The organism is Bacillus paranthracis (assembly GCF_024296885.1).
GTDB classification, from domain to species: domain Bacteria; phylum Bacillota; class Bacilli; order Bacillales; family Bacillaceae_G; genus Bacillus_A; species Bacillus_A paranthracis.
Genome location: NZ_CP101135.1, coordinates 3874002 through 3885790, shown reverse-complemented (window position 1 = coordinate 3885790; position 11789 = coordinate 3874002). Strand labels below are relative to the sequence as shown.

At 36.7% G+C, this 11789-nt stretch carries 14 protein-coding genes and 1 riboswitch; of the genes, 6 read left to right on the top strand and 8 right to left on the bottom strand.

Annotated elements, in window-relative coordinates:
* Position 1: 1 nt before the first annotated feature.
* Together bioB and NLJ82_RS20015 are read left to right on the top strand one after the other, a co-directional pair.
* A complete protein-coding gene (bioB, locus tag NLJ82_RS20020; RefSeq protein WP_000815866.1) occupies positions 2–1000 on the top strand; it encodes a biotin synthase in 999 nt (332 codons plus the stop codon).
* A 179-nt stretch (positions 1001–1179) separates the two neighbouring features.
* The gene (locus NLJ82_RS20015; protein WP_000549777.1) at positions 1180–1500 is read left to right on the top strand and encodes a hypothetical protein; all 321 of its coding nucleotides are present in this window, start codon (positions 1180–1182) and stop codon (positions 1498–1500) included.
* 24 nt (positions 1501–1524) lie between these two features.
* Here the strand turns inward: NLJ82_RS20015 and ribH are convergent, their stop codons facing one another.
* From ribH to NLJ82_RS19990, 5 genes are all read right to left on the bottom strand, one after another.
* A complete protein-coding gene (gene ribH / locus NLJ82_RS20010; RefSeq protein ID WP_000230887.1) occupies positions 1525–1986 on the bottom strand; it encodes a 6,7-dimethyl-8-ribityllumazine synthase in 462 nt (153 codons plus the stop codon).
* Positions 1987–2004: 18 nt separating this feature from the next.
* Entirely contained in the window at positions 2005–3198 is a 1194-nt protein-coding gene (ribBA, locus tag NLJ82_RS20005; RefSeq protein ID WP_000468997.1) for a bifunctional 3,4-dihydroxy-2-butanone 4-phosphate synthase/GTP cyclohydrolase II, read from the bottom strand.
* 12 nt (positions 3199–3210) lie between these two features.
* Positions 3211–3855 (bottom strand): riboflavin synthase subunit alpha, encoded by a 645-nt coding sequence (ribE, locus tag NLJ82_RS20000; protein ID WP_000493918.1) that lies wholly within the window; start codon positions 3853–3855, stop codon positions 3211–3213.
* Positions 3837–4949: a bifunctional diaminohydroxyphosphoribosylaminopyrimidine deaminase/5-amino-6-(5-phosphoribosylamino)uracil reductase RibD gene (gene ribD / locus NLJ82_RS19995; protein WP_000131974.1), complete on the bottom strand. Its 1113-nt coding sequence runs from the start codon at positions 4947–4949 to the stop codon at positions 3837–3839. Before ribD ends, ribE begins: the two co-directional genes overlap by 19 nt.
* Positions 4950–5260: 311 nt before the next feature.
* Positions 5261–5404: riboswitch (FMN riboswitch) on the bottom strand.
* A 190-nt stretch (positions 5405–5594) separates the two neighbouring features.
* Positions 5595–5801, bottom strand: a complete 207-nt coding sequence (locus NLJ82_RS19990) for a CDGSH iron-sulfur domain-containing protein (protein WP_001151582.1) — start codon at positions 5799–5801, stop codon at positions 5595–5597.
* A gap of 139 nt (positions 5802–5940) precedes the next feature.
* Between NLJ82_RS19990 and NLJ82_RS19985 the strand changes: the two genes are divergently transcribed.
* Entirely contained in the window at positions 5941–6186 is a 246-nt protein-coding gene (locus NLJ82_RS19985) for a YqkC family protein (RefSeq protein WP_000360809.1), read from the top strand.
* Positions 6187–6196: 10 nt separating this feature from the next.
* On the opposite strand, the gene NLJ82_RS19980 is transcribed toward NLJ82_RS19985, so the two are convergent.
* Positions 6197–7120 carry an alpha/beta hydrolase gene (locus NLJ82_RS19980; protein WP_000819217.1) on the bottom strand — a complete coding sequence of 308 codons (924 nt, stop codon included), beginning with the start codon at positions 7118–7120 and terminating at the stop codon, positions 6197–6199.
* A gap of 81 nt (positions 7121–7201) precedes the next feature.
* Here NLJ82_RS19980 and NLJ82_RS19975 point away from each other — a divergent pair, with 81 nt between their 5' ends.
* Positions 7202–7681 carry a GNAT family N-acetyltransferase gene (locus NLJ82_RS19975; protein ID WP_000233412.1) on the top strand — a complete coding sequence of 160 codons (480 nt, stop codon included), beginning with the start codon at positions 7202–7204 and terminating at the stop codon, positions 7679–7681.
* Positions 7682–7783: 102 nt separating this feature from the next.
* Positions 7784–8647, top strand: a complete 864-nt coding sequence (locus NLJ82_RS19970; RefSeq protein WP_000201357.1) for a LacI family DNA-binding transcriptional regulator — start codon at positions 7784–7786, stop codon at positions 8645–8647.
* Between the two features lie 23 nt (positions 8648–8670).
* Here the strand turns inward: NLJ82_RS19970 and NLJ82_RS19965 are convergent, their stop codons facing one another.
* Together NLJ82_RS19965 and NLJ82_RS19960 are read right to left on the bottom strand one after the other, a co-directional pair.
* Positions 8671–9990, bottom strand: coding sequence for a Na+/H+ antiporter family protein (locus tag NLJ82_RS19965; RefSeq protein WP_000994774.1), 1320 nt, complete (start codon positions 9988–9990; stop codon positions 8671–8673).
* A gap of 131 nt (positions 9991–10121) precedes the next feature.
* The gene (locus NLJ82_RS19960) at positions 10122–11120 is read right to left on the bottom strand and encodes an alpha/beta fold hydrolase (protein ID WP_000898950.1); all 999 of its coding nucleotides are present in this window, start codon (positions 11118–11120) and stop codon (positions 10122–10124) included.
* A gap of 121 nt (positions 11121–11241) precedes the next feature.
* On the opposite strand from NLJ82_RS19960, the gene NLJ82_RS19955 reads away from it, so the two are divergent.
* Positions 11242–11718, top strand: a complete 477-nt coding sequence (locus NLJ82_RS19955; RefSeq protein ID WP_000151910.1) for a ribbon-helix-helix domain-containing protein — start codon at positions 11242–11244, stop codon at positions 11716–11718.
* Positions 11719–11789 lie beyond the last annotated feature (71 nt).

Genomic DNA, 11789 nt, shown 5'->3' with positions numbered 1-11789 from the left:
AATGAAACAAGTACAAACAAAAAGGGATTGGAAAAAACTTGCATACGACGTCGTAGAAGAGAAAGTGATTACGAAAGAAGATGCAATAGCGATATTAGAGGCTGACGATACAGAGATTTTAGAAATTATGAATGCTGCGTATATCATTCGCCACCATCACTTTGGTAAGAAAGTAAAATTAAATATGATTATTAATACGAAGTCTGGATTATGCCCTGAAGATTGCGGGTATTGTTCACAGTCTATTATCTCAGAAGCACCGATTGATAAATATGCATGGCTAACGCAGGAAAAGATTGTAGAAGGAGCGCACGAAGCAATTCGCCGTAAAGCGGGTACGTATTGTATTGTGGCATCTGGTCGTCGTCCGACTGATAAAGAGGTAAATCACGTAATTGGAGCAGTTAAAGAGATTCGTGAAACGACAGACTTGAAGATTTGTTGTTGTTTAGGGTTCTTAAACGAAGATCAAGCAGGACGTTTAGCCGAAGCGGGTGTACATCGTTATAACCACAACTTAAATACACATGCGAATAATTACGAAAGCATTTGCTCTACTCATACGTATGACGATCGTGTTGATACAGTTCAAAAAGCGAAACAAGCGGGTATTTCACCATGTTCAGGAGCGATCTTTGGAATGGGGGAGACAATAGAAGAGCGTGCTGAAATTGCATTCGAATTACAACGTATAGATGCCGATTCAATTCCATGTAATTTCCTTGTTGCTGTAAAGGGTACGCCCCTTGAAGGACAAAAAGAGTTAACACCAGTAGAATGTTTAAAAGTACTGGCGATGATGCGCTTTGTAAACCCAACGAAAGAAATTCGTATTTCAGGAGGGCGTGAAATCAATTTACGTTCTGTACAGCCAATCGGTTTATTTGCAGCAAACTCTATTTTTGTTGGAGACTACTTAACGACAGCTGGACAAGAACCGACTGCAGACTGGGGTATGATTGAAGATTTAGGATTTGAGATTGAGGAATGTGCATTATAAGATAGAAAAAAGCAAACTTATAAAAGAGTTTGCTTTTTTGTAAATAAAATGTAATAAATAATTGTGAACGCTTGATACTATTGGCTTTTGAGCGAAAAAAAGAATTTTGGTGGACGAATTTTCCAAGCCCCAATTGTACATAGTAAATATGTAATTTACATTGGGTTGGAGGATTTTACATGCACAAATATATATTAGCGATTATGACTTGTCTCATTTTACTAAAAGCGATAAGCGCTGATCCAGTTAAGGCCGCCGAAAATCCTGAACAAAAAGAGATGCAACAACGAATTGAACAACATTTTCGAACGAAAGCTGAACATTTTGGATTGAAAACAGAAGGGAAAGATTTAAAGGAAGTACGAAAAGAAATTACTATTATAGAAGAAGCGAAGAAAAGAGAGAATGTATGGAAAACAGCACAGACGCTTCGTATACAAACAGAAGGAAAGACAATGGATGAATTAATAAAAGATGTACGGAGAAAAGTGAAGAAATAAAAAAAGAGGCCGCAGCCTCTTTTTTTATGCCCATTGTTTTGATAAGTGAGCCATTTCAATTGCAGCGACGGCGGATTCATAGCCTTTATTACCAGCTTTCGTGCCCGCGCGTTCAATCGCTTGCTCGATCGTTTCAGTCGTCAATACACCGAAAATAACGGGGATGTCTGTTTGTAGTGATAAAGATGCAACACCTTTTGCTACTTCATTACAAACGTAATCGTAATGTGTTGTAGCACCGCGAATGACAGTGCCTAACGTAATAACAGCATCATATTTCCCGCTATTCGCCATCTTTTTAGCGATTAAAGGAATTTCAAATGCACCAGGAACCCAGGCAACATCGATATCAGCTTCTTCTACACCGTGACGCTTTAATCCGTCTAAAGCGCCGCCAAGTAATTTACTTGTAATAAATTCATTAAAACGTCCAACAACAACCCCAACTTTTAATTCTGTACCAACTAAATGACCTTCGAATACCATAATAAATCTCTCCTTTAATTATAAGTTTAGTAAATGTCCTAATTTGTTTACTTTCGTTTGTAAATACGTTTTATTCTCTTCTTTTGCTGGCATTTGTAACGGTACACGCTCGATTACTTCTAAATCGTAACCTTGTAAGCCAGCAATTTTTCTTGGGTTATTCGTTAATAATCGTAAATGTTGTAAACCTAAATCTTTTAATATTTGAGCGCCAATACCATAATCCCGCAAATCAGCAGGGAAGCCAAGCTTTTCATTTGCTTCTACAGTATCGAATCCTTCTTCTTGTAACTTATAAGCGCGAAGCTTATTCAGAAGCCCAATGCCTCGTCCTTCTTGTCTCATATAAAGAAGAACGCCCTTTCCTTCACGCTCAATTTGAGCAAGTGCAGCATGGAGTTGTGGTCCGCAATCACATCGGCACGAGCCAAATACATCTCCTGTTAAGCACTCTGAATGAACGCGTACAAGTACAGGATCTCCTGTTGAAATATCACCTTTTACGAGTGCGATATGCTCTTTCGAATCTAAGGAATTAGAATAGCCAATTGCATGGAAAGTACCGAAATCTGTAGGTAATGTAATTTCCACTTCTCGCGTCACTAATGTTTCATGGTGGCGGCGATAAGCAATTAAATCTTCTATTGTAATCATTTTTATATCAAATTGTTTTGCGCACTGTAGTAAATCAGGTACCCGTGCCATCGTACCGTCCTCATTAATAATTTCACAAATGACGCCAGCTGGTTCTGCTCCGCAGAGCTGTGCTAAATCGACAGCAGCTTCTGTATGACCAGCCCGGCGCAAGACACCACCTTCTTTCGCAATTAATGGAAAGATATGTCCGGGACGATTGAAATCAGCACCTTTTGATGCAGGATTTAACATTTCTCGTATCGTAGTTGCACGTTCGTGGGCACTAATCCCAGTTGTTGTAGAAACATGATCAATGCTCACTGTAAATGCAGTATGATGCGAATCTGTATTATGAGCTACCATTGGTTCTAATTGTAGACGTTCTGCGTACCCTTCTGTAATTGGTACACAAACGAGACCACGTCCATGTGTAATCATAAAGTTAATTGTTTCTGGCGTAATATACTCTGCTAAAGCGATAAAATCGCCTTCATTTTCACGGTTTTCATCATCACATACGATCACGACTTTTCCTTGTTTTAAATCTTCTAGAGCTTCTTCAATACGATGAAACATAATGCTTCCCCCTTATAGAAATCCGTTTTCTTGTAAAAAGCTTTCGGTCATTGAACCTGTTCGTTTTACTGGTTTAGAAATAAAGCGTTCGATATATTTACCAATCATGTCACACTCAATGTTTACAATGTCACCGGCATTCTTTTCTCCGATAACAGATTCACTTACTGTGTGCGGGATGAGTGAAATTGTAATGGAAGATTCGTCTATATCAAATATTGTTAAACTCGTTCCATCAACAGCAACGGACCCTTTATGCAAACAATAGCGTAGCAATTCATCAGAAATAGCTATTTTGTAATAGACGGCATTATAGTGTTGTTTTTTGTTTAATATCGTTCCGATGCCATCGATATGTCCTGAAACGAAATGTCCACCGAATCGTCCGTTTGCAGCCATTGCACGTTCTAAATTTACTTTGCATTGCGGTTTAAGCATGCGAAGTGATGTTGATTGCATCGTTTCAGGCATTGCGTCTACTGTGAATGAAGTTGTTGTGAAACTCGTTACAGTCAAGCAAATACCGTTAACCGCGATGCTATCACCTAAGTGAACATCTGATAAAATTTTATTGGCATGAATCGTTAACTTCATCGCTTCGCCGCTTTGTTGCATGTTTGCAATCGTTCCTAATTCTTCTACAATTCCTGTAAACATTCCATCACCTCACTTCGGGCATGCGCAACAATTTTTATGTCATCGCCAACTTGTTTCATCTCTTGAATTTCCAAGGAAAGTGCATCTTGTAATGTTGAAAAACCATTGCCGCCAAATAAAGTAGGGGCATTTTTTCCACCAATTAATTTTGGGCTTATATAAGTTACAATTTCATTGAAATACTTTGTTTGTAAGAAACTTGCATGAACGGTTTGACCACCTTCGACGAAAAGAGAAAGAATTTGTTTTTCGCCGAGTAGGTGTAAAACATCCTGTATTTCAATCTGTTTCGTTTTCATTTGGAATATAGCTATATTTTCAGATTCATAAGAAGCTATTTTCTCTGGATTTACATCCTTACCAACTATAATCCATGTCGGTGCTAAACTATCTGTTATGACATGAGAAGATGGTGGCGTTCGTAAATGGGTATCTAAAATAACGCGTATAGGATTTTGCCCTCCGTTAGGAATTCTTGTTGTTAAATGCGGATTATCAGCTATAACTGTATTCACTCCAACAAGAATTGCATCGTGTGTGTGACGATATTGATGAACATCAGCTCGTGCATCTTCACTTGTAATCCACTTACTTTCACCGGTTACGGTTGCTGTTTTTCCGTCTAAGCTCATCGCTGTTTTTATTGTTACAAATGGACGTTTCGTTTTCATGTAGTGAAAAAAGTAGCGATTTAATAAAACTGCTTCTTCTTCCAGAACACCAGTAGTTACTTCGATGCCAGCTTCCTCTAATCTTTTTTTTCCATTACCAGAAACGAGAGGATTGCAATCAAGAGTAGCAATTACAACCCGTTTGACTTCTTTTTTGATGAGCAATTCACAGCAAGGTGGTGTTTTTCCAAAATGGCTACACGGTTCAAGTGTTACATACACGGTGGCTCCTTTTGCTTTGTCACCAGCCATATGAAGAGCATGAACTTCTGCGTGTTCTTCACCAGCACGTAAATGAGCCCCCATACCGACGATGTTTCCGTCTTTTACAACAACAGCACCAACCATAGGATTTGGACTTGTTTGCCCAGATGTTCCTTCTGCTAATTGCAGAGCAATCCTCATATATTCTTGATCTGTCATTTTCTTCACCTCTCCTAAAAAAATCAAAAAACCCCAAGGATTTCAATATCCTTGGGGTTTGGGAGACGTGATTTCTAGAAATATAGTTCGAATACGAAAGTATAGGAAAGAAACCTAACGATGATTAATATTTTGGCATAAGGAAGAAACCTAGCAAAAATATCAAATTTTTCAAACGCTAGTCGTATCTTTTTATTTCAGCATAGAAAGATAAGTATACAAAATAAAACATATATATAGATTTGAATTGAATCTATAAAAATATGCATACTGAAATAAAAGTGTATTCGCTATATAAAATTACTAGAAAACATATCCTTCTCCCATCCAGACTATACTGTCGGCCCTAGAGTTTCACTAGATCCACCGTTTTCGAGTTGAAAACGGGTCACGGACTTAGAAGTTTGCACTTCATCACCGCCGGTTGGGAATTTCACCCGACCCCGAAGGATGCTGTTTGCTCAAATTATAGCACAAAAAAAATAAAAGGCTAGTAAAAAGTATTCGAATGTGAAGAATTGTGTGAAAATATATGTAGGCTGAGATGGAGACAAAAGTATTAGAAATGTTGTAAGGATAAGGGATATAACGGAGTTGCTAAAAAGAAAAAACATGCACAAAAAAATGTGCATGTCACATGTAAAATTATTCTGCCTCTGGTGCTCTAACAACAGATTCGAATTTACCTTTATGCGAAGCATCGCAATAAGGCATATTTTTTGATAAACCACAACGGCATAAAGAAAATGCCGGTTTTGCTGGGAATACATTCCCTTGTGAATCAACTAATTCCACGTCCCCTGTAACGCGAAAAGAGCCATTATCATTTACTTTAATTTGTACTTTAGCCAACGCTATCCCTCCTTCCCAAACGCTTAATTTCATCATATAATCAAGAGAAGTACTTGACAATATGAAAAGAGCACTTTCTTTGGAAGAGAAGAGAGTGTTATAATGTTTTTTATAACTGACTAGAGTAAGGTGACGAAAGATGGATAAACAATTACGTACATTACGAAATATTGCAAATGAGCGCACGTGGGCTTCATTTTTGAATGATAATCATCCATATAGTTTGTTACACTGGTCCATTGCTGGTGTAGGACAAGAGTCAAAGGATGTTTGGTTACTGCAAGATGAGGTAACATTTCAAACGACAGAATTTCCAACGCTAGATGATGCAATAAAGTGGATTTCTGAAAATATGGAACAAGTTACAGACGTTTTAGCGCAATAAAAAAACAGGCTTATGCAAGCCTGTTTTTTGTTTCTTTTACATATGAGTTTAAAAATTGATCAACGGCTGCTTCATACTCTTCTTTATTTTCGTTATAAGAGCAAGCGTGTGCGCCGTGTTCTGCAATATAAAGTTGTTTATTGTTTTCCTTCGCTTCATAGAGCGCTTTCGTCATATCAGCTAAAATATAATCATCATCTTTACTATGAATAAAGAGGACGGGATTGTTAATGTTTTTTATACAATCGATTGGTGAAACTTCACGAATCGTATAACCGTCACGCACTTTTAAGAAAGCATTTGCTAAAGGTAATAAAGGCCATTTCGGTAAATGGAATTCAACCTTTAAACGATGTTGTAATTGTCCGTAGAAATCAGAAAAAGGACAATCTGCAATATAGAAATCAGCACCATCTTCTACAAGTCCTGCGTACTGAAGAAGTGTTGCAGCTCCCATCGATTCACCATGAATACCGAGTGTTATATTTGTTCCAAAACGACTTTTTAGCCAGTCAACTACAGATTTTAAATCATGCTTTTCATAGTATCCATAGCTTGTCGTTTTTCCCCCAGTCTTACCATGACGACGATGATCATAAATAACGACATTATATCCTCTGTTTAAAAATAACCTTGCATATTTTATAGAGTTCATTTTATTTACAGTTACGCCGTGACAGAAAATCATAAACTTATTGGAATGACCAGCAGGAATGTAATATCCGTGAAGATCATATCCGAATTGCGAAGGAATATGAATTTCTTCTTTATGAAGAGCTTCAAAATCCTCTATACGAAAATGTTTTTTCGTTTCTCTTTCGAGTATTTCTTCCTCTGTTTTTTTCTTTAAGTACATCACCTTATTTGTAAAGAAAATCCCAAGGGCAGTTATCGCACCTAGTATAGTAAACAATGCTGCAAAAAAACGTTTCATACTTTACCTCATCCTCCAAATACCGTTACATGTGATACACTTATATTGTATCACAAGGATAGAAAAGGGGAGAAATAGGAAATGGTGCATATACAAAAAATTACGCCAGCGATGAAAGAAACAATCCGAATGTTCATGTGTGAGAACTGGGGGAGTTCATTGATGGTTTCACGTGGTAAGGGACATCAGTTAGAAGAGTTGCCAGGATTTGTTGCGCTCTCAGAAGACAGAATAATCGGAATTATAACGTATGAAGTAATCGGAAATATGTGCGAAATTGTATCGTTAGATAGCTTTGAAGAAAGAAAAGGAATAGGGACAAAACTTGTAGATTGTGTATTACGAGTTGCAGAAGAAGAACGGTGCAGGCAGGTTTGGCTTATAACAACAAATGATAATATGAATGCGTTACGTTTTTACCAAAAACGTAATTTTTTGATGACGAATTTATATGTAAATGCGGTGGAAGAGGCACGAAAAATAAAGAAAGAAATTCCGCGCATTGGGTATGATAATATCCCGATTTTACATGAAATTCAATTAGAATATAGTTTAGTGTAATGATGTAACAATTTTCAGAAATATAAATTATTAACCTTGACGAATATTGTAATTTAGGTTACCGTAAAATTGTAATCTATTACCATATTAAGGGGTGACGATGTGGCAACTATACGTGATGTTGCAAAATTGGCAGGTGTTTCAGTCGCAACCGTTTCACGAGTTATAAATGAAAAAGGATACGTTCATGAGGACACAGTAAAACAAGTAAAGGAAGCAATTGAGGAATTACGTTATAGGCCAAATAGTGCAGCAAAGCCACTATTTAAAGAGAATTCAACGATAATTGCATTACTTGTAGATAATCTATATGACCCATCAAACATCACTTTGCTACATTGTATTGAGGAAATAGCGTATAAAGAAGGATATCAAATTATTGTTTGTAATATAGAGAATAAAGATAGATACATACATATGTTGAAGGAAAATAACGTTGCAGGTGTTATTTTGACAAGATCCGTTTTTAAAAGTATAGGAGAAATCCCACTTCCGTTTGTTGTGATTGATGAAAAAAAATCTCATGCAAATTATTATGAAAGTGGCCAAAGAGCGGTCTCTTTATTAAAAGAAAAAGGTTGTCACTTTCTTGCTTATTTCGGTGAGGGCGAAGATAGTGAAGAAATGGAAGAGTACATATCAGGATTTTTAGACGTTGTTTGGGAGGAAGGAATCTCTTATCGAGAAGAATGTGTACAAGGGTATACGAATAAACAGTTTGTTACATTATTGCAAACTTATCCGTATATAGATGGAATTGTAACTTCAAGTGATAAGATTACCTTTGAGTTAATTCGAGCAGCAAAAAAATTAAATATCCGTATACCGGATAAATTGAAAATTATTGGACTGAACGGGAGTATAGACAGTGAGTGGGCAGGTCCGTCATTTATGCAAATGGAAAGTTGTATCGAAGAAAATGGGAAAATAGCATTGCAACAATTAAAGGGAAAAATAAAAAAGTAAAAGGTGCGTATAAAACGCACCTTTTATAATGTAATTGCGGCAATAAAGCCGAATATAAGTAACGGTATATTGTAATGTAAAAAAGTTGGTACACACGTATCCCATATATGATGGTGTTGACCATCAGCATTTAAACCGGATGTTGGTCCAAGTGTACTATCTGATGCTGGAGAACCTGCGTCTCCTAGCGCTCCGGCTGTACCGATAATTGCAATGGTGGCCATTGGACTAAATCCAAGCTGAATACAAAGAGGTACAAAAATGGTTGTTAAAATAGGGATGGTTGAAAAAGATGATCCAATCCCCATCGTAACGAGCAGTCCAATTACAAGCATAAGAAATGCAGCGAGTGGTTTGTTATTCCCAATTATATGTGCACTCGTTTGTACAAGAGATTCAACATGTCCTGTTTTTCGAAGAACAGCTCCGAACCCAGCGGCAGAAATCATAACAAATCCGATAAAGGACATCATACGCATTCCGCTTGTTAAAATTGCATCAGCTTCTTTAAGAGGTAGACTACCACTAACTGATAAAACGATAATCCCCGCTAGAGCGCCGAAAATCATTGATTCTGTTGCTAATTGAACAGTTAATGTAGCTAAGATAGATACTAGCCCGAAAGTAATGCTTCGTTTTGTATAGGGAACGATTTCATTTTCAGTAGTATGAATTTGTTCTGTTTCATACGTACGAGGTTTTCGGTACGTAATAAATACTGCCACACATAATCCGATAATCATACCGATTGCTGGAATGGTCATTGCTTTTGGAATAAGTGCGACATCAAATGTAAGACCGCTTTGCGCAGCATTTGTTTGTAATACGTCATGATAAATTTTTCCGAACCCTGCTGGAATCCACATATAAGGAGTAATCAATCCGAATGTAATAATACATGTAACAAGTCTGCGATCCACTTTCAGCTCATTTAATACTTTTAAAAGTGCTGGAATTAAGATGGGGATGAAAGCGATGTGAACAGGAATCACATTTTGTGAGAAACAAGCCATCGTTAAAATGATAAATAGAATAAGTATTTTAGAGTAAACTTGTTTTTTCGTGTCTTGTTCATTGCCAATCCACTTTAATGCAGTTTGAATCATGGCATCTGGAAGTCCGGTTTTGGAAAGAGAAATAGCGAAACCACCAAGCATTGCATAACTTAAAGCGATTGGAGCACTGTTTCCAAGACCAGTTGTAAAAGTGTTAATCGTTTCTGAAATACCGAGTCCGCCGATAAGTCCGCCTGTTAAAGCTCCAACAATGATGGCGACAATGACCTGGACACGTAACAAACTAAGCAATAGCATAACTGCTACTGCAATGAGTACAGCATTCATAATAAATGTAATCTCCCCAAAATTTTATTGTGTTAAGGCAAGGAAATATGAATCACCTTGCTAGATTTATACATAGTTGCGACATATTATTATAAATTGTTTCTTATGAAATGTAAAAGAGCCTTTTGTTACTAATGGTGAAAAGCTAGCTCTTGTTTAATGGATTGTAAAGAACGAGCGAATAATTCTGGCTCTTCTAAATCGGGAGAATGTGCTGAATTTGGGAACCAAATCATCTTTTTTATCGGTGCTTCTATTACATCACAATATTCCTGAACGAGTGCATAAGGAGTTTGATAATCATAGCGACCAGAACAAAAATAAACTGGAATAGATAAACTAGTAATAGAAGAAAAGAAATCGATTGTCAACATTTCTTCCCATAAAACGCCAGATTTTAAATTCCCTGCGAGAAACTTGAACCAATCTAATAGCGTATATTCAGGGGAAAAGAAGCCTTTTCGTATGAAAGAAAAGGAAGATCCGTTTTGGATTGCACCTCCCAATGTGCCAAGCCATTTTCTTTGAATAATAAGGCGTCTCGTATCTAAAAATGGCGGTTTTCCTAATTTTAAAAGGGACGCTAATGCTTTTTTATGATTATATTTTTTTGCAGAACGAATTAAATGCTGATATAGTAATTCCTCGTTTTGTTTCATATGTACAATTTGCCCAATACCGATATAAGCCTCGATATATTGTGGATATTGGTGTGCTATGTTAAGCCCGATAATACTTCCCCAAGAATGACCAGCGAGAAATAGTTTCTGTTTATTGAACTTTTTAAGTACATATTGAATCACTTCTTTTGCATCGGAAATGAATTGTTCGATTGTAAAATTTGCTCCGAAATCTTTCATTGAAAAGGATTTACCTGCCCCGCGCTGATCCCAATTAATTACGATGAAGTGTTTCTCCAATTCTTTTTGAAAATGACGAATAAATCCGATTTGTGCCATGCCTGGTCCACCGTGACAGCATAATAAAATAGGCTGCTCTACGTTTTGCCCGCGCATAAGGAGAGTTTGTTTTCGGTTGTTAATCATAACGCTTTCTATCGTAGCGATACTATTAGGAATGAGTTTTTTATTTTCATTATAGAACTGCGGGGTATTGCTACGAAAAAGCATATTGAAAACCTCCTTTTCTAAAATCGTATGAATCGCACAGGCTATTCGTTTTGCATATACTGTTAGAAAATCATTGTAACATACCATACTAGTGTCATTTCAATATGGGAGGAGGGAAATTGTGACGATTGGAGAAATTATCGATTGTTTAAATAGGCGTGAATCCATCGCTATTATAGCAAAACGTCTTGAAATAAGCCCGTATACATTATCGAAGAAATTAAGATTGATTGGATACGAATATGATGGAGAACAGAAAAAGCGTATTTTTGTAGGAGATGGAGAAGAACCGCGTCACTTACAACTCCAAGAAGCGACAGCCCTTCAATATGCGAAAACGGATTATCAACTATTAATTTATGAACAATTACAAAGTATTTATGAGTTATTAAGAAAGAAAGAAGAAGTAATTGCGCCCATGATGAATATAAGTACAGAAAAAAAGAAACGTACCTTTTCTATTAATAAAGAAATATTAGCAAAACTAGACGTTATATCAGAATCGAAAGGAATTCAAAAATCTAAACTTGTAGAAGAGGCGTTACAACAATTTTTACAACAATATGATTTTAACAACACATCACATATTGATAAATAAAGAAAAGGATACTATGTTCATTGTAAGAACGAGTATCCTTTTTAGGTTTCACATATATGACGGATAAAAGG